The sequence below is a fragment of the Shinella sp. 838 genome, from assembly GCF_029623935.1.
Taxonomy (GTDB): Bacteria; Pseudomonadota; Alphaproteobacteria; order Rhizobiales; family Rhizobiaceae; genus Shinella.
The window spans coordinates 1-15,967 of the sequence record NZ_JARSBQ010000005.1 but is presented as its reverse complement, the minus strand read 5'-3'; the positions used below and the strand labels follow the sequence as shown (position 1 = coordinate 15,967).

Sequence of the window (15,967 nt, the reverse complement as noted above, 5' to 3'; positions counted from 1 at the left end):
AAATGGCGTCAGCCGAACCGGCGACCTGTTTCGGTAAAGGTGTATTCATTGGCGATGATCGTCTCATCGACTGCCTCGTCCGAGGACAGGTATTCGTATTCGCGCTCCAATTGGCGATAGAGCCAGCGGGCCAGATCGCGCAGCGCCTCGAGGACGATCTCCTCGGCGTCGGCGGTCATGTCCTGATAGGTGGGGCTGTCACGTTCGACCGAAATGGACATGCAATACTCGTGATAGTAGTGCCCACGATGGCTAGTCTCGGCGCGAAGCTGGTAGAAGTTCCGGCGCTGGATCGCCAGCAACGCATCGGCAATCTCATGCAGCTTCTTGTCCTGCGGCGCATAGGATCGGATCTCGGCCGCGGCATTCCTCCGATACGAATAATAGCATTCGAACGATGCGCCATCGCCCTGCGACCAGAAGCCTGTAAAGGCGACACGAGGCTCCTGACGTGTGCCGTCGGCCATGAGGCGGACGGTGCGGGTCTTGAAGCGGATTCCGAGGATTTCCGCGATCTGCTGGAAATCCTCATAGACGGAATCGTACCAGTCATAGTCGAAGCCGCCTTCACGATATCAGGCGCGGGCCTTGTCCTTTGCGGCATCGGAAAGCTCGTCGAGCCGATAGACCGTGGTTTCGATGATCTCAGGCATCGGGATCACCTCCATCCAGCACTTCGGCAAGCCAGCCGTCGGTGTAGGTCCAGGCTACGGTTTCCCCTGTAGCGAGATCGAGCACATGAGCGCCGCCGCCGAAGCCGTCGACGCGCGGCTTCGAGCAGGCGTTGGCATACTGAAACCCCCAGCGGCCGGTCAGTCCGAATTCGGCGGCGCAACGCTTCACAAACTGAATCAGGCGCTCCGGGTCGCCCGTGACGTCATCGCGCATCCAGAGTTTGGTGCCGCCATGCTCGGGCTGGATTGACAGGAGGAAACTGTCGGACGGCGGCTCTTCCGAAGCGTTTTCCTCGGAAAGTTGATTGTAGAGATCGAGGGCGCGAGCGGCGTTGTCGGACGTCCCCACATCGAGCAGGCAGGAAAAATGGGTGAAGTAGTCGGCCATGTCAGGCTCCTGAAACGACAAAGCCCGGCGCGAAGCCGGGCTGATTGAAGGAAGGGAATGGAATCAGGCCGCCTGCGGTAGCCTGAGCAGCTCGGCGGCGGTCTCGCGCCAATGCGGATCGACCAGCCGCGCTTCCAGCAACGCCGCTCCGAATCGCAGGACGCGGGCCGACACATGATCGCCTCGGCCGGAGGCAGCGAAGGCCAAGCCGCGCTTTCGGCTGGCTTCGATGATGATGCGGCGGGCCTCGCCGTCGCTGGCGACCGGCTGCCGCCAGAGAATGATCCCGGCTCGGATTTCGCCACCGAGAACCAAGCCGAGCGCGCTGTCCTGAATGACGATCAGGCGCGGCTCGAAGCGCAACCCGGTGTCGTCGCCGGGGCCGAGATCGCCGCGCGAAACGTGGAGCGCGGCAAGAGCAATGGCGTTTTCCGGCGATGCCGCCTCGCCAAGCGAGACGCTGCGGTCGCGGTAATCGGCATCGGTGGCGTCGGCATAGCTGATGGTGCCGAGGCAGGAGATGCGCAGCGGCAGCTTCTGCGTCCGCTGAAATCCGGACAGCACCCGCTCGGCGAGAATCCGCTCGATCGGGCCGAAGGTGGATTGGCTGGCATGGGTCATCGGGATCGCTCCACAACGGGCGCCGAGAGCCCTTCTCTCAGCATTCAACCCGTCATGGCCAAAGGCGCGACCTCTTCCTCTCCTCTGCCGAAGGCCTTGCCTCGGCGATGGACAGCTCCAGCGCAAGGCGGAAGGCCCGGACGCTCCTAGGCGTCCCGAGCCATCGGAATGAGGCGCCTGCGCGCCTCAGCTCCATGGGTCGATTTCCAGTTTCACCATCTCGTCGTCGCCATCGAATTCGTCGGCGGGCATGGCGCCGTGGGTTCCGTCTCCGGCCTGGAACACAACGATCGAGACCATCAGCGTGGTAGCGAGGCTGGCGGCAAAGGCGGTGGCATCTGCGTAGGACATGGGTTCGGCTCCTGTCTTGGGAGGCGGGGGACCATCCCCCGCGCGACAGGCGCCCGAAGTGTCTGAACGGGTCTGCAATCACCCTCGCGCGTTCGGGCATGTCCCGAATCCGCGAGGGCGGCACGCTCGCGTAAGCCGACCCCTCGTGGGTTGATTGACAAGGAAACGGCTCAGACCAAGGTCAGCGAATGGAAGCGGGGGTGGTGTTCTGCCTCTGACAGGATGCCGAAATCCCGTCGCAGATGCCGCGCCGCGCCAGCCCACCTTCATGCCGGTCTCACCCGGATCGATGTGCTCCAGGCCGGAGACGGAACCCCACACGGTTGCGCAAGGATGGCCGGTGCAGGCGAAATTGAAACTCGACCGGGATGACGGTCAGCTCCAATTCTCCTCGGCGATCTCGCAGATGATCAGGGCGCGGGCCTTCAGCAGCAGGTCATCGCCACAGGTATCGATATGGCCATAGAACCGGGCGCGCGCACCGCACCGGTTTCAGTCGGCATAGTAGCAATATTCGCGGGCATCGAGGCGGAAGGCCCGCAAATCATCGGCCCAATGCGGCTTGGGCTCGACGACGACGGTGATGCCGTCGCACGTCTCCTCCCAGGGCAGCGACCGCTCGGCCGGGGGACTTTTGCGGTCGGCCCGAAAGATGAAGTCGATGTCGATGTGATCAGCCATGACGGCTTCCATAAAAAATGCCCGGCGCGATGGCCGGGCGAGTTGAAAAACGGTACGGGGCGGCCTGCGCCGCCCTGTATGCGGTCATTCCGCAGCGACGAGGTGCTGCCGGTCTTCGTCTTCTTCAGCCGCTGCTTCCTCGTCGTCACCGTCACCGGCGAGGAAGTCGGGCAAAGCCTCGACCTCGCCATCGGTGTCGGCGGCCGCATCACCATCGAGATCGACCAGGCGCAGCGGTTCGGGCAGCCAGCCGGTATCGGCCAGCAGGCGCTCGGCTTCCTTGGCCATGTCACCCTTTTTCAGATGGTCGATAAGCTGCGCCGCCCGTTCGCCCGCGCCTTCACGCACCGCAGCGAGGATCTGGGTCTTGGTCACGCGACCCAGATAGTTCTCGACCGTTGGCCGCCATCCCGCATCGACCACCATATCGAAGCCGGTGGCGCGGGCGATCGGGTCGGCCCCGGCAAGGCGACGATCAAGGCCATGCTGCGAGATGCCGGAGGCGCTATGGGGGTTCGGACGCTCATAAAGCGCATTGACGCCATAGCTGACGCAATGGGCGAGAAGCGCCATGCGGCTTGCCTCGTCAAGTGCAGCGATCCAGTCCCAGAGCGCCGCTTCGTCGGAAGGCAGATCGGCCTTCCAGGCGTCGAAGCGCTCGCCGATCGCCTTGACCGACTGGCTGTCGGCGAGATCGGAGCCCTGCGAAGACAGATACCTGTGGCGAACGGAAACCTCCAGGCACCCGGTCGGCGCCGAGTAATGATAGCGCTCCATCACCATGCGGTGGAGCAGCGCCGTCATCGCGACGTGCGGGTTGCTGGCGAGCGCTTCCTGAAGCGCGACGGTGCGATGGGCGGTCAGCTCGATGACGAGCCGCTCCGGCAGCGGCTTGATCCCGTCGTCGTCATCGTCCTCTTCGGGTTCGGCCGGCTGGCCGCCGATGGTGATGACGGCACGCTGCACGTCGCGGTCATTTCCGCCGGCGACGATGGTGTTTTCGTTCTCGCCGTCCCCGGCATCGGCCACCGGCTCGTCCTCGGCCCGGACATAGCCGCGCTCGATGACAGGCTCGCCGTCGCGGTCGATGCTGATGAAGACACCGGCGCGGGCGATCTCGGCAGGATCATAGATGACGGGGCGCTTCTCGAAGTCCTCCAGAGCGGCCTCGATCTCGCCGAGGCGCCGATCGATCTCGTCGGGCAGCTCGTCGTGCTCGGAATATTCCGATTCAAGATCGTCGTACTCGTTGCGCAATGCCTCGCGCGCGGCGCGCTCCTCGTCGGTGAGATCGGCGAAGCTGCCGGTGATCTCGCGAAGGCCGTTGTCGTAACCGTAGGGATGGCTGGTATCGACAGCGATCCACTTCCAGCCCTCGGCCGCCACTTCATCGGCGATCGTCTTCAGCTTCTCCGAGACCAGGCGGTCGAGAAGCGCCACGTCTTCGAGCCAGCCGCCATCGTCCTCGGAGAAGAGGTCGCGCAGCATCGCGCCGCCGGCCTGCTCATAGGCGTCCACGCCGACGAAGCGCACGCGCTTGTCGTCGGTTGGAACGGTGGTCTCGGTCAGGAGCTGGCGGACCTGCCAGGGCTGGACATTGTAGGAGCGCTGGACAGCCTCCCAGACCTGTTCCTGGCGGGCATGGTCGGGATTGACGGTGAATGCCTCCAGCATCGCCAGTGGCATGCCGTTGCGTGCATAGACTTCCAGAAGAGCCGGCGAGACCGAAGCCAGGCGCATACGCTGCGTGATGTAGCGCGGCGTGGTGCGATAGGCGTCGGCGATCTCCTCCTTCGTCATGCCGTCGTCGAACATGCGCTTGAACGCCCGGAACTGGTCGAGCGGATGCAGGCCGAGCCGGAGCATATTTTCCGCGAGCGAGTCGTCGACGGCCGAGGTCTTGGCGTCGGCCTTCTTGACGAGGCAGGGAACGAGGCCATCGGCGGGAAAGCGTCCGGCCTCGACCAGCCGCGCGATCGCCCGGAACCGGCGGCCGCCGGCCGGGGTCTCGAAATCGCCGGTCTCGTTGCCGTCGGCATCGAGGATGGCGCGGACATTGATGCCCTGCACGATGTCCTCGCGCCGGTCGATGTCGTGGGTGAGATCGTCGAGACCGGCCTCGACGTCGGTTTCGCGGACATTGCTGTCCGAGAGGCGGATGCGATTGAAGGGAATGTCACGCGAACGCGAGAAGACGATCATCGCGACGGCAGGCTTCTTCGACTTCCTGGCAGCTTTGGCCATGGTGGTTTCTCCGTGACGGGCGGCCGAGACCCTCTCTCGACCTTCCAACCCGTCACGAAATCACCAGCCCCTCTCTCACTCTCGACCGGGCCGCGGGCGCGACGCTACCAGTCGAAGCGCTGCGGTCTCTCCTCATTCACCCGGTATTTCCGACGCAACGCCAGGATCGCCGCCTCCTGCCGGTCGATCTTGCGCCGGAGCCGGTCGAGGTCCGGCCCCACAACCACCAGGAGCCGATCGAGCACTCGCCGATACTCCGCCTCGTCCGCGCCGGTCCACCGGCTCATGCGCCGGTGGTAGTGCCGGTATTTCGGGCGAAGACGGATCGTCTCGCCCTCGGCGCAATTGCTGAGTGCGCGTTCGGCAAGTCCGAGATTGCGCCGTACATCTGCAAGCGCGTCCTCCATGCGCGCCAGCAGCGAGCGCACATGATCAGGAGGCATCATCGTGCGACCCTCCTTCGTCAGGCGGGCCGGGATCGAGCATGTCCTGAAGGAAGCGCGGCGGGATATTCTCCTCCGGTCCCTGCCAGGCGATGCGGCCGTTCCTCCAGATCGTGACGAAGTCGCCCCCGGTCGAGCGGACGGGGAGCGGCTTCGCCTCGAAGTTAAGGCATCCGAACTCGGCCGAGGTAGCCGAGAACACGGTGTTTTTGCGACCGGGCGGAAGCACGCGATCACAGGTGCCGGACGGGCGCTTCACGCGGCGGCGAGAAAGGCCGAGGTGGAACCATTCATAAGCGCGCTGTTCGTTTTCCGGCGGCGCGTCCCAGTGGATGCAGTGCTTGCACTGGCCGGAGCGCCGGTCGACGGGCTCGTCAAGCGGCGGCCCGCCATTGTGTCCGCGTATCGTCGGCCCGATCATGAAGGGCCTCCCATGACGACACGCTGGACCACGACGGGCCGCATCTCGGTCGCCTGCGCCAGGCGCTCGATCAGCGCTAGCTCGGCATCTGAGCACGCACCGCGCACCTCGATTTCGAGCCGCTCGGCGGCGTCGGCGTGATGGCTCGCGGCGATGTGGACATTGCCGCCCGTTTCGACGGGGCGCAGCCGCGACCGGAGAAACAAGATGCCGGAGCCGAGATTGCCGCAGTGAAGCAGCTCGTCCACGTCCGGCGCGCTCGGACCGATGCCGGCCTTGCGGCCACCGATCCGGCGGAAGGCTTCGCCGAAGGTCGACGGATCGCGGGTGATCCGCGCAGTCCGCTCGGGATGGAACTGCCACGGCGGGCGCCAGGGATCGAGCTTTCCAACCGCAATCTGGTGCAGGAAATCGGCGAAGCTCGCCGGGTCGGCCGGATATGGGCAGGTCCGCCAGATCTCGCGGACACGGGCGCGCAGCCTGTCGGGCAGCGCGAAGAGCCGGGCGCGACCCTTCCGCCACCACGCGGCCCGCTGGCCGCGACGTTCACGTTCGGCCTCGTCCCACCAGACAGCGCGGCGGGCCATTTCCTCGTCGACGTCGTGCTGGCCGGCGGCGATCTCGTCGGCGAAGAGCGGCAGCGCCTCGCGTTCGAGGCGCTGCTTGCGGAGAAACGCCGCACGCTTGCGCGACGTGTCACCATAGGGTTCGGGTCTATGCCAGCGGCGGAAGCGCATCAGACGTTCTCCCGCCGCGCACGCGCCGCGGCATAGATGATCCGTTCGGCGCGGCGGATGCTGCCGGCTTCCCGTGCAGCCTCGGCCCAGACCGAAATCGGAAAGTCGCCGGAAAAGAGGACGTCGCGCTCGATGCCGAGTCCGAAAGGCAGGCGCACCGAAGCCATCTCCTCGAGCGAGAAATAGCCAAGCTCCGGCTCGCCGAGATCGGCCAGACCAAAGAGGATGTCGCCGTCGGCATCGAGTTCAGTCGCCAGCCAGACGCCGGCGCCGAGCGGGTTGAAGAATTTGACGACCGGCACATGATCGGTGTCGCGCTGGCGGCCATTGGCGAGAAGCTGCACACGCAGCTCGTCCGTCAGGAGGATCATGCTGCCCTCCTGTCGATAGCGGTCTCGGGCGTGGCAGGCCGCTGCTCGTCTTCTGGCAGGAAGGACAGCAGCCAGTCGGCCGCCTTGCTCGCCTGCGAGGCCGCGCGCATGATGGCGCGGGAATCCTCGCGCATGACCTCCAGCCAACTGCCAATGTAATCGGCGTGGCGCACCGTCGGCACGATGCCGAGCGCGGCGCAGGTAAAGGCCGAAGTCTGCTCAGCGATCAGTTCTTCGAAGGCGTATTTCTTCGAGCCGAACGAGCCGGTCAGGTCACGGTTCAGCCGGCTGTGATGACCGCTGGCGTGACCGAGTTCGTGCAGAGCGGTCCGGTGCCAGTTGATCGGCTCGAAATATGCCTGGGGCGGCGGAACCATCACATAGTCCTGGGACGGGACGTAGAAGGCCCGGTTGCCGCCGACGCGGAAATCGACGCCGGTCGCCTTGATGAGCGCCTCGACCCTCGGCTCGATCAGGCCGGGCAGTGGCGGCGGCGCGACGGTGGCGATGTCGTCGGGCAGCCCGTCGCATTGCGCCACATTGAAGACCGTAAAGCGCTTCAGGAACGGGATGGCATGTGCTTCCTCGCCGGTCTCGCGGGCGCGGCGCTTCTCGTCTTCCGGCGTAAAGCGGTCGGCATAGACGACCGTGGTGCCGTGCTCGCCTTTGCGGACATGGCCGCCGAGCGAAAGCGCCTGCCGGAATGTGAGCCAGCCCTGGCAGGGAAAGCCGTGCTCGATGACAGCGCCCCAAAGGATGAGCACGTTGATGCCGCTGTAGCTGCGGGAGGTAGCGGCGTTTTTCGGCAGGCCGAGCGGTGCCTTGGCGGCCGACGTTCCCCAGGGCTGCACCCACGGCACGCGACCGGCCTCCAGCTCGGCGATGATTTTGGTGGTGATTTCGTCATAAAGGTTCGCCCGGTCCGAGCCGGTGCGAACGCTGCGATCATGTCTGGACATCGCGGTTCTCCGCGACGGGCGCCGGAAGCCTCTCCTCCAGCCTTTAACCCGTCACGGCGAACCCCGTCCGCACTCTCACTCTAAAGGGGGCTTTGCGGGGTCTCTCCGCAGAAGGGGGTGTGCCGGCGACCCCGGCGCCGGCCAGGGGGAAGGCTTTCCCCCGCAAAATCGCAAACCCGCAAATACGGATATCAGGGTTTCAGAAGTTAGACCCGCTGCACGTTTCGAGCTTCCCGCGAAGCTACTTCGCGCTACAATTGGTGCCGATTCTGCGGGCAATACATGGGGCTACATGGTAACGCTGCAACAGGACATTGCGAAGAAGTTCATTTCAGCTCTTGAGGAGGGGAAAGAACTCGATTCCGACAAGGTTGAAGAGATCAGGAAGCTGCTGTCGGACGATAAGAAGATCAAGGCTGACGACTTCGTAAAAATCTTCTCGACGCCGGTTCGAAGAGTTCCGCGGAATTCGCAAGCTCGACATCAACTTCGGAAAGGGAACCTTCGCGATCTCCGGCCCGAATGGAACCGGCAAGAGCGGTGTCATTGACGCGATAGAGTTCGGCCTTACCGGAGAGATCGGGCGTCTGACTGGGCGGGGTACGAAAAGCCTTTCGGTTTCAGAACACGGCCCGCATGTCGACAAGGTGAAGTTCCCGGACGCTGCCTTCGTGGAGTTGAGGGTTTTCATTTCCGCTCTCGGCAAGTCGGCGACGATCACGCGGAAGGTATCTGCTCCAGGCAAGCCGAAGATTGTGCCTCCCGACGCAGATGTGAAAGCGGCACTCGCCGAGATCGCGGATCATCCGGAAATCACGCTCGCACGGCGTGACATTCTTCGTTTCATTCTGGTGGAGCCGACAAAACGCTCGGAGGAAATCCAGGCGATTCTGAAGCTGGACGGCATCGGACAGACTCGCGCCGCGCTCAATACCGCGCAGAATAAGCTACAGACCGGATTCAAGGCTGCAACAAGCCAAGTGCAGTCAAGCCGCGATACGTTGCAGCGGCATCTACAGATCACTACGTTCGGCGCCGCGGAGTTGCTGGCCTCGGTCAACCCAAAGCGAGAATCGGTTGGCCTGCCAAAGATCGAAACGCTGACATCCGACACGCAGATCGATGCAGGTCTTTCCGACGCCGACAAGCTGTCTGAGTTGAACAAGCAATCCGCACTGCGTGATCTCCAGGCGTTGTCGGATATGCTCGGCTCCCTTGCGGACATGGGGAAGGAGGAAGCAGCGGCAATCCTTTCCGGCATCGCGACGCTGGAGGGCGATCCCGCCCTGCTCCAAGCTTTGCAGCGGCGTTCGCTGGTGGAAAAGGGGCTTGAACTTGTCGATGGACCCGAGTGCCCGCTATGCGATCACCCTTGGCCTGACGAGAACCATCTGCTCGCACACCTCAAGGCCAAGCTCTCAAAATCCGAGGACGCCGGCAAACTGCAGACGTCGCTTCTTTCGAACGGCGGCAACCTCGCCGCCCATGCGGAAAACTTGCTCGGCCTTCTCAGGCAGGCTCTGAGGATCGCAAAAGAGGAAGACGACGCGGTCGGAGCCGATATCATAACCGCATGGGGGACTGACCTTCAGGAATTGAAGGGGCAACTTGGGAATTTCGACGGGCTGATCGGTTTGAAAGAGCGGTTGGGCAGTGGATGGCCCAAAATGCCTGAAGCTACTCCTTCTAGGCTTGCCGCCCTCACGGCCAAGGTCCACGCGAAACCTGACCAGAGCGCGGCCATCGAAGCGCAGACGTTTCTCACGACAGCGCAGCTTCGCCTCAATGACTACCGCGACGCCATGCGGAGGAACGAGGCCGCGAAGGCCGCCAGCAATGCGGCTAGGGCAACCTACGAGGCCTATTGTCGCGTCATGGAACAGGAGCTGAATGCTCTCTATGACGACGTTCAGGACGATTTCAGCACTTTCTACCGTCTGATCAATGAGGACGATGAGGCGAAGTTCACGGCGAAGCTGACACCCAGCGAGGGGCGGCTCGTTTTCGACGTGAATTTCTACGAGCGCGGTCTTTTCCCGCCCGGCGCTTATCACAGCGAGGGGCATCAAGACGGCATGGGTGTATGTCTTTACCTCGCCTTGATGAAGCGCCTTTTCGCGAAGAGCTTCACGATCGCACTGCTGGACGATGTGGTGATGTCCGTCGACTCGGGCCATCGCTACCAGTTTTGCAAGTTGCTGAAAACGCATTTCCCCGACACGCAGTTCATCATAACGACGCATGATCGCCTATGGGCGGAGCAAATGAAGTCAGCGGGGCTTGTTACCGCGAAGACGTCGCTGGCGTTCCATAGCTGGACTGTGGATACAGGTCCGCTTGTCGAGTCAAACGCGGATATCTGGGATGAGATCGCTACGGCTCTCGCCAAGGGTAAGGTCGAGACAGCCGCCCACGGGCTACGGCACCATCTGGAATACGCATCACGCCAGCTCGCGGACCAACTTGGCGCGCGGCCGATTTTTCGGGCGGATGGCAACTATGACCTCGGCGAATTGCTACCCAACGTCCTCTCGCGCGCGAAGGATGTCTATGGAAAGGCCGCTGATGCAGCTCAGTCGTGGGGCAATGCCGCCGCAAAGGAAGCCGCGCTTGAGCGCAAGGCAACACTCTCCAGCTCTAGCGGGGCGAGCAATGTCGAGCAGTGGGCTGTCAACAAGGCCGTGCATTACAATGAGTGGGCCAACTTCGGGAAGAAGGATTTCGAGCCTGTGGTGACGGCATTCAAGGAATTGCTGGAGTGTCTGCGGTGCAAGGACTGCCAATCGTGGTTATACGTGTCTCCGCGGGGTGGTTCTCCTGATTCTCTGCGTTGCCAATGCAGCACCGTGAGCCTGAATCTCAAGGCAAAACCAAAGTGACCCTGAACGCCGATGAAACGGCCAACTCTGATGCGTTTCACAAGGGGGGTAGCAACTCCGACAGGTATACTGAAGATTGATGTTTACCGTCTCGCGACAGACGCAATCCGGAGCTGGGTCAGTTCTTACCCTTTATTCCTTTCCGGTTCGAACTCGCACTTAGAAACATTGGAAAAAAGCTACGCTGGTTTTTCACTTTGATGATGTCGTCGGCCGCGATCGTATTCGCCTTTCGTCGTTCACCGCCGGCAGGCGTAATTACCTCAAGATCCGGATTCTCGATGATTGCGGCATGAACGTCATCAGCATGAGCCGGTGTGATGTTGTAGATGCTCTCATAGAACTCCATAACGGACATGGCGTCTCCCGCGTCGCTCACCAGGCGGGGAATGTCTCCCATGAGCTGCTCCTTGGCAGAGGCTCGTCCATTATTATCGAACAGGTATAGTCTGCCTTCGTCATCACGCGGATCGTAGGAGAGCATGTTGAGACCCGAGCGGCCAAAATGCGCTTGGAGGGTCGCGTTGTCATGGAGGATATTATTGTAAACCTGCCGTGCTCGGCAGGCATTGGCGAAATGAATAAACCAATAGCGCCAGCCATCAGGATTGTTGATCGAGAACGGGCTCACAAATGGCGCACATCGATGGAAGACCTCGAAGACCATCTTCTCCGCCGTTCCGAGCCAGTCGTTCTTGCTCATAAGGTCGTTCCGGGACGTGATGTCGGTGCCCTTGATACCAAGGTAATCAAGCCGCTTCGTTAGCTGGTCCGGCTGGTCCTTCTTGAGGAAGGCCAACAAAGAGCTGATCATGAAGGTGTAGAAAATCTCCGCCGATGCATACGAGCGCATGATGTCAATAATCGTTTCGCGATTGACGTGACTGTCACCGCACTGGTCGAGATTAAACAGGACATTTTTATATCGGCCCTGTTCAAGAAGGCCCTTGATCCGGGGATAGGCGACTTCAAAGAACTCGTTGAGGTATTCGACGCGCAGATGCAGCCTCGGGCACGTTGCGGCGATGTCAGCCTGCATCGGCGCGACATGCCCCTTCAGAAGCTCGACGGCATCAAGGCTGGCGTCGTTGAAGATCAGCAGGCATTCGACCTCAATCATGCCGAGGCCCTGCACCGTGCGATGAGTGTTTACTGCTTCCACTGCGCGCTTCAATTCTTCGATGAAGATCAACGGCGAGCCAGGGGAGCCGCATTGGTAGCGGCCACCGCCTGCGAAACCGTCGACGATAGCAAGCCGAAAGCGTTCGCGCTGGGGAAGCTTGCAGCGAACAGTCAGATAGTCGAAGACGTATTCACGCAGGATCTTATGCTTGCGTTTGGAGTGGTCTTCCAGTTTTGCGCCATCCGGCCATTCGTACTGTTTCCTCGTCATTTCGCCCCCAAGTCCCCTGTTCTTATGCGGCCGGCTGAGGCGCTATCGGCATCTCATCCCAAGTTCGGCCTCGATACTCGCGTCCGTTTGCCTTTTTTGACCGCTTTTTGTTGTCCTTGCCCCATGTACCCCACTGCTTGAAGAAGAACGCCGTCCCTGCCGTTTGGCAATTGGTGTAGATTTCATCGATCCATTCTTCACGGATGGGACGAGCGGATTTCCCACTTTCACCGCCCACGATTGCCCAATGGATTTCACTGAGGTCGATGGTGCCGACGGCGTCGATCAGAGGCTCGAATGATATGAAGCGGATCGCAGCAGGCGCTTTCCGCAGATGCTCGATCCGTTCGGCTACAGCAGCGTTTTCGATGCTGGTCCCAAGCCACACGTTGGGCAGAACCTCGCCTATCTTGCTGGCCACCAGATCGGCCATTCTCTCTGGCCGTTTCGTGAGTATCTGATAGTTGTGGTGCGGCGTCTCGCGCATGATTTGCCATACATCGAGAATGAAGTCGTCGCTGACCTGTTCGTGGAACAGATCGCTCATGGAATTGACGAAGATCTTGCGCGGCTTGCGCCACCGAAGTGGTATGGATAACGCCTCGCGGTCTTCGCGCACCACCCCGTTCCAAACGGTGCGTCGGCCAGTTTTGCGGGTCAGCCCCGCATATTTCTCGACGCCCATCGCCTCCAGGCGCTTGGCCATTTCCATTGCATAGCAGTGCGTGCAGCCGGCCGTTACAATCGAACACCCGGCGACAGGATTCCAGGTGGCGTCGGTCCACTCGATCTGGGTTTCAGCCACATTTTCCTCCCGAGCATTTTGCTCTCTGCCGCAGCATCAAACGAAGCCTCGCATGGGGTTGATGAACTGGATACCGGCGAAGTCCTTTTCGTTGTCCGTGATCACAACGCAATCGTTTGCGCCTGCCGTCGCCGCGATGATCATGTCGAGCCCGCTGCGAGGGCGTCCAGCGGCCTTGCCGTCCGCCATCAATCGCGACCAGATCAACCCGGCCTTGTCGTCGAATGGCAGTATGCGCCCCGCAAAAAGAGCCTGCGGTCCCTCCGGTCCTGTGAACCACGTATCGAGAACCTCTCGTTTCTTGCCACGTGGTTTTTCTAAAATGCCGCGGCGTATTTCAGCTATAGTCAGAGACGCGACGAACAGGTCTTGATCGCTCTGCTCGCTCCACCATGCCAGCAGCGATTCCGAGGGCTGCGGCTTGACGGTGTTACTGATGATGTTGGTGTCAAGGAGATAGCGCGTCACAGATCGACCCGTCGCCCTTCCTCGCGCGGGCGCGACAGATCGAGATCGGCGCCGACCAAAGGCGAGCGGCGCAGGGCCGACAGAATGCCGCTGGATTTCGAAGGCTCACCCGAAACAAGAGCCCTCACCGTCTGTCGGGCTTGCTCTGCCTCTGGTCCTTCTTCGGCCAGTTGACGGGCGAGCGATCGGATTAGATCGCGATCGGATTCCAGCGCAAGAACCTCAAAGCGCTTGAAGCCGCGCTGTGTCAGGCGCGCCCGGTAATTCTCGATCGCTCTCTTCTGCGCAGCATTGCTCATGGCTGGCCTCCGTGGTATATATCCTGACATATAGCCGATTTCTGCGTTGCAAACAAGGGATGTCAGCGATGGCCCTGGACGCTCACCACAGAGCAGTAATGCACGAGAATACTGCGCGTTCACGTCAGTATTTTCCATATGCTGTAGCACGAAGGATTGCGCCGCGCTTCGCCGATGCCGCCGGGGGCATACTTTCCGCCGCCAACTATACGCGTGTTATTTCAATTGCTTATGCTGATCTTCGGGTGAATGCTTGGATGTATGACTTTACGATCAACCCATTCACCGGCGAAGATGACAAGCAACGAGCGCGAAGAGTTGCTCGAATCCCTGCTCATCGACGAGCCGGACCTGACCTTTACGCCGAGGGGCGATCCCGATCCGCGGCTTTTGCTTCTGGTCGACTTTCTGGCGCGACAGGCAGCACGGGAATGCTACGCGGAAGAAGTCAGGATGACGAGGCGACGGGGGAAGCGCACCTCCTGATGCCGAAAGGAGAAGTGCATTGAAGGTCGCGATCTACGCCCGCTATTCCTCCGACAATCAACGCGACGCCTCGATCGCCGACCAGCTCCGCATGTGCCGGCTTCATGCCGAGAAGCAGGGCTGGCAGATCGTCGAGGAATATTCCGACCACGCGATCTCCGGCTCGTCGCTGCTCCGCCCCGGCATCCAGGCCCTGATTTCCGACGCGACACGCGGGTGCTTCAACCTGATCCTCGCCGAAGCCATGGATCGGCTTTCACGCGATCAGGAGGACATAGCGGGCCTCTTCAAGCGCATGTCCTATTCGGGCGTGAAGATGTTCACCCTCTCCGAGGGTGAAGTCTCGCATCTGCATGTCGGCCTGAAAGGCACGATGAACGCGCTGTTCCTGAAGGATCTGGCCGACAAGACCCGGCGCGGGCAACGCGGCCGGGTCGAGGCGGGCAAGTCGGGCGGCGGCAACTCCTACGGCTATGACGTGGTGAAGAAGCTGGACGCTAACGGCGAACCGATCCGCGGCGATCGCACGATCAACGAAGCTCAAGCCGAGGTCGTGCGCCGCATCTTCCGCGACTATGCCGCCGGCAAGTCGGCCAAGACCATCGCCTTCTCCCTGAACAGGGATGGCATTGCCGCCCCGTCTGGCGGCGATTGGGGCTTCAGCACGATCAACGGCAATCCGAAGCGTGGCAACGGCATCCTCAACAACGAGATGTATGTGGGCAAGATCGTCTGGAATCGTCAGCGCTTCGTCAAAGACCCGGATACCGGCAAGCGGAAGGCCCGGCCCAACCCGGAATCCGAATGGGTCATTCAGGAAGCGCCGGAACTGCGCATCCTCGATGACGATCTCTGGAACGCCGTGAAGGCGAGGCAGGGCGAGAACCGCACCGAACGCGACGAAAGCGGCATTGCGGATGTCCGGAAGATGAACCATCGGCGCCGGCCAAAATATCTGTTCTCTGGACTGACCAAATGCGCCTGCTGCGGTGGCGGTTATTCCGCGATCTCGGCGACGCTGATCGGCTGCTCGACAGCGCGCAACAAGGGCACCTGCGACAACCGGGTGAACATCCGCCGCGACGAGTTGGAGGCGCGCGTTCTGAACGCCTTGCGTACCAAACTTGTCGATCCCGAGATGTTCGCTCGCTTCTGCGAGGTATTCACACAGGAGATGAATCGCCTACGCATGGAAGGCCGTGCGGGCATTGCCTCGGCGGAAGCCGAGATCGAAAAGACCGAGCGCGAACTGGCGAAGCTATTGACCGCCATTAAGGCTGGCGGGCCGATTGAAGCCATCGTAGAGGACATGAAGCGGCTGGAAGCTCGGAAATCGGAGCTGAGGACGTTCCTGGCCGAGGCCGAGGAACCCCCTCCCCTGCTGCACCCTTCAATGGCGCTCCAATACCGCAAGCGGGTCCAGCAGCTCTATGAAGCCCTGCAGGACGAAGAGGAAGAGAAGCGGATCGAGGCGGCGGACATCCTTCGCTCGCTGGTGAACCAGATCGGACTGACCCCCGTGGACGGCAAGGTGGAGATCGACGTTCAGGGCGATCTCGCTGGAATCCTTATAATTTCCGCACAAACGAAAAACCCCGCCGGAGGGCGGGGTGGATCGCAAGTAAAGATGGTTGCGGGGGCAGGATTTGAACCTGCGGCCTTCAGGTTATGAGCCTGACGAGCTACCGGGCTGCTCCACCCCGCGTTACCCGGTTTTGCCGGAGGCAAAATACCGCGACGATTGTCT

The 15,967-nt window shown here is 61.7% G+C and carries 19 protein-coding genes, 1 tRNA gene and 2 pseudogenes; 4 read left to right on the top strand and 18 right to left on the bottom strand.

Annotated features, from left to right (window positions below):
• Positions 1-8: 8 nt before the first annotated feature.
• From P9A16_RS17180 to P9A16_RS17130, 11 genes and pseudogenes are all read right to left on the bottom strand, one after another.
• Positions 9-653: pseudogene (locus P9A16_RS17180) on the bottom strand (antitoxin of toxin-antitoxin stability system).
• Positions 646-1,062: a hypothetical protein gene (locus tag P9A16_RS17175; protein WP_112585159.1), complete on the bottom strand. Its 417-nt coding sequence runs from the start codon at positions 1,060-1,062 to the stop codon at positions 646-648. Before P9A16_RS17175 ends, P9A16_RS17180 begins: the two are co-directional and overlap by 8 nt.
• Before the next feature lie 63 nt (positions 1,063-1,125).
• On the bottom strand, positions 1,126-1,683 hold the full coding sequence (locus P9A16_RS17170; RefSeq protein WP_278025774.1) for a hypothetical protein: 558 nt from the start codon (positions 1,681-1,683) through the stop codon (positions 1,126-1,128).
• Positions 1,684-1,869: 186 nt separating this feature from the next.
• On the bottom strand, positions 1,870-2,034 hold the full coding sequence (locus P9A16_RS17165) for a hypothetical protein (protein ID WP_216333405.1): 165 nt from the start codon (positions 2,032-2,034) through the stop codon (positions 1,870-1,872).
• A gap of 492 nt (positions 2,035-2,526) precedes the next feature.
• Positions 2,527-2,715, bottom strand: a complete 189-nt coding sequence (locus P9A16_RS35715; RefSeq protein ID WP_312196767.1) for a hypothetical protein — start codon at positions 2,713-2,715, stop codon at positions 2,527-2,529.
• An 84-nt stretch (positions 2,716-2,799) separates the two neighbouring features.
• On the bottom strand, positions 2,800-4,959 hold the full coding sequence (locus tag P9A16_RS17155) for a ParB/RepB/Spo0J family partition protein (RefSeq protein WP_278025773.1): 2,160 nt from the start codon (positions 4,957-4,959) through the stop codon (positions 2,800-2,802).
• 104 nt (positions 4,960-5,063) lie between these two features.
• Positions 5,064-5,405, bottom strand: coding sequence for a hypothetical protein (locus P9A16_RS17150; RefSeq protein ID WP_112585153.1), 342 nt, complete (start codon positions 5,403-5,405; stop codon positions 5,064-5,066).
• Positions 5,392-5,823 carry a hypothetical protein gene (locus P9A16_RS17145; protein ID WP_112585151.1) on the bottom strand — a complete coding sequence of 144 codons (432 nt, stop codon included), beginning with the start codon at positions 5,821-5,823 and terminating at the stop codon, positions 5,392-5,394. The genes P9A16_RS17150 and P9A16_RS17145 overlap by 14 nt, the downstream gene beginning before the upstream one ends.
• Complete coding sequence (locus P9A16_RS17140) at positions 5,820-6,560, bottom strand: hypothetical protein (RefSeq protein WP_112585149.1); 741 nt, start codon at positions 6,558-6,560, stop codon at positions 5,820-5,822. Before P9A16_RS17140 ends, P9A16_RS17145 begins: the two co-directional genes overlap by 4 nt.
• Complete coding sequence (locus P9A16_RS17135) at positions 6,560-6,931, bottom strand: DUF2958 domain-containing protein (RefSeq protein WP_112585147.1); 372 nt, start codon at positions 6,929-6,931, stop codon at positions 6,560-6,562. Before P9A16_RS17135 ends, P9A16_RS17140 begins: the two co-directional genes overlap by 1 nt.
• The gene (locus P9A16_RS17130; RefSeq protein ID WP_112585145.1) at positions 6,928-7,890 is read right to left on the bottom strand and encodes an ArdC family protein; all 963 of its coding nucleotides are present in this window, start codon (positions 7,888-7,890) and stop codon (positions 6,928-6,930) included. The genes P9A16_RS17135 and P9A16_RS17130 overlap by 4 nt, the downstream gene beginning before the upstream one ends.
• Positions 7,891-8,182: 292 nt before the next feature.
• Here P9A16_RS17130 and P9A16_RS17125 point away from each other — a divergent pair, with 292 nt between their 5' ends.
• Positions 8,183-8,440: a hypothetical protein gene (locus P9A16_RS17125; RefSeq protein ID WP_278025772.1), complete on the top strand. Its 258-nt coding sequence runs from the start codon at positions 8,183-8,185 to the stop codon at positions 8,438-8,440.
• Entirely contained in the window at positions 8,358-10,769 is a 2,412-nt protein-coding gene (locus P9A16_RS17120) for an AAA family ATPase (RefSeq protein ID WP_278025890.1), read from the top strand. The genes P9A16_RS17125 and P9A16_RS17120 overlap by 83 nt, the downstream gene beginning before the upstream one ends.
• Positions 10,770-10,887: 118 nt before the next feature.
• Here P9A16_RS17120 and P9A16_RS17115 read toward each other — a convergent pair whose 3' ends face one another.
• From P9A16_RS17115 to P9A16_RS17100, 4 genes are read right to left on the bottom strand one after another with little or no spacing between them, the layout of a single operon-like run.
• Positions 10,888-12,162 carry a three-Cys-motif partner protein TcmP gene (locus P9A16_RS17115; RefSeq protein ID WP_097142757.1) on the bottom strand — a complete coding sequence of 425 codons (1,275 nt, stop codon included), beginning with the start codon at positions 12,160-12,162 and terminating at the stop codon, positions 10,888-10,890.
• Positions 12,163-12,184: 22 nt separating this feature from the next.
• The gene (locus P9A16_RS17110; RefSeq protein ID WP_097142756.1) at positions 12,185-12,967 is read right to left on the bottom strand and encodes a phage Gp37/Gp68 family protein; all 783 of its coding nucleotides are present in this window, start codon (positions 12,965-12,967) and stop codon (positions 12,185-12,187) included.
• 36 nt (positions 12,968-13,003) lie between these two features.
• The gene (locus P9A16_RS17105) at positions 13,004-13,435 is read right to left on the bottom strand and encodes a type II toxin-antitoxin system VapC family toxin (protein WP_097142755.1); all 432 of its coding nucleotides are present in this window, start codon (positions 13,433-13,435) and stop codon (positions 13,004-13,006) included.
• The gene (locus tag P9A16_RS17100) at positions 13,432-13,734 is read right to left on the bottom strand and encodes a hypothetical protein (protein ID WP_036742432.1); all 303 of its coding nucleotides are present in this window, start codon (positions 13,732-13,734) and stop codon (positions 13,432-13,434) included. The genes P9A16_RS17105 and P9A16_RS17100 overlap by 4 nt, the downstream gene beginning before the upstream one ends.
• Positions 13,735-14,028: 294 nt before the next feature.
• Between P9A16_RS17100 and P9A16_RS17095 the strand changes: the two genes are divergently transcribed.
• Both P9A16_RS17095 and P9A16_RS35710 read left to right on the top strand, forming a co-directional pair.
• Positions 14,029-14,220, top strand: a complete 192-nt coding sequence (locus P9A16_RS17095) for a hypothetical protein (protein WP_102026017.1) — start codon at positions 14,029-14,031, stop codon at positions 14,218-14,220.
• A gap of 19 nt (positions 14,221-14,239) precedes the next feature.
• Positions 14,240-15,277: pseudogene (locus P9A16_RS35710) on the top strand (recombinase family protein); the annotation flags it as partial.
• Here the strand turns inward: P9A16_RS35710 and P9A16_RS35705 are convergent.
• The 3 genes from P9A16_RS35705 to P9A16_RS17085 all read right to left on the bottom strand — a co-directional run bounded on the left by P9A16_RS35705 (position 15,217) and on the right by P9A16_RS17085 (position 15,925).
• Entirely contained in the window at positions 15,217-15,531 is a 315-nt protein-coding gene (locus tag P9A16_RS35705) for a hypothetical protein (RefSeq protein WP_336620610.1), read from the bottom strand. The pseudogene P9A16_RS35710 and the gene P9A16_RS35705 sit on opposite strands and share 61 nt — an antisense overlap.
• Before the next feature lie 79 nt (positions 15,532-15,610).
• A complete protein-coding gene (locus tag P9A16_RS35700) occupies positions 15,611-15,805 on the bottom strand; it encodes a hypothetical protein (protein ID WP_336620609.1) in 195 nt (64 codons plus the stop codon).
• Between the two features lie 43 nt (positions 15,806-15,848).
• Positions 15,849-15,925: transfer RNA gene (locus tag P9A16_RS17085), tRNA-Met, on the bottom strand.
• Positions 15,926-15,967 lie beyond the last annotated feature (42 nt).

What these genes read in the sequence shown, in the direction of transcription:
- P9A16_RS17175 (WP_112585159.1), bottom strand. Translation starts at nt 1,062, where the DNA reads ATGGCCGACTACTTCACCCATTTTTCCTGCCTGCTCGATGTGGGGACG.
- P9A16_RS17170 (WP_278025774.1), bottom strand. Translation starts at nt 1,683, where the DNA reads ATGACCCATGCCAGCCAATCCACCTTCGGCCCGATCGAGCGGATTCTC.
- P9A16_RS17165 (WP_216333405.1), bottom strand. Translation starts at nt 2,034, where the DNA reads ATGTCCTACGCAGATGCCACCGCCTTTGCCGCCAGCCTCGCTACCACG.
- P9A16_RS35715 (WP_312196767.1), bottom strand. Translation starts at nt 2,715, where the DNA reads ATGGCTGATCACATCGACATCGACTTCATCTTTCGGGCCGACCGCAAA.
- P9A16_RS17155 (WP_278025773.1), bottom strand. Translation starts at nt 4,959, where the DNA reads ATGGCCAAAGCTGCCAGGAAGTCGAAGAAGCCTGCCGTCGCGATGATC.
- P9A16_RS17150 (WP_112585153.1), bottom strand. Translation starts at nt 5,405, where the DNA reads ATGATGCCTCCTGATCATGTGCGCTCGCTGCTGGCGCGCATGGAGGAC.
- P9A16_RS17145 (WP_112585151.1), bottom strand. Translation starts at nt 5,823, where the DNA reads ATGATCGGGCCGACGATACGCGGACACAATGGCGGGCCGCCGCTTGAC.
- P9A16_RS17140 (WP_112585149.1), bottom strand. Translation starts at nt 6,560, where the DNA reads ATGCGCTTCCGCCGCTGGCATAGACCCGAACCCTATGGTGACACGTCG.
- P9A16_RS17135 (WP_112585147.1), bottom strand. Translation starts at nt 6,931, where the DNA reads ATGATCCTCCTGACGGACGAGCTGCGTGTGCAGCTTCTCGCCAATGGC.
- P9A16_RS17130 (WP_112585145.1), bottom strand. Translation starts at nt 7,890, where the DNA reads ATGTCCAGACATGATCGCAGCGTTCGCACCGGCTCGGACCGGGCGAAC.
- P9A16_RS17125 (WP_278025772.1), top strand. Translation starts at nt 8,183, where the DNA reads ATGGTAACGCTGCAACAGGACATTGCGAAGAAGTTCATTTCAGCTCTT.
- P9A16_RS17115 (WP_097142757.1), bottom strand. Translation starts at nt 12,162, where the DNA reads ATGACGAGGAAACAGTACGAATGGCCGGATGGCGCAAAACTGGAAGAC.
- P9A16_RS17100 (WP_036742432.1), bottom strand. Translation starts at nt 13,734, where the DNA reads ATGAGCAATGCTGCGCAGAAGAGAGCGATCGAGAATTACCGGGCGCGC.
- P9A16_RS17095 (WP_102026017.1), top strand. Translation starts at nt 14,029, where the DNA reads ATGACAAGCAACGAGCGCGAAGAGTTGCTCGAATCCCTGCTCATCGAC.
- P9A16_RS35705 (WP_336620610.1), bottom strand. Translation starts at nt 15,531, where the DNA reads ATGTCCTCTACGATGGCTTCAATCGGCCCGCCAGCCTTAATGGCGGTC.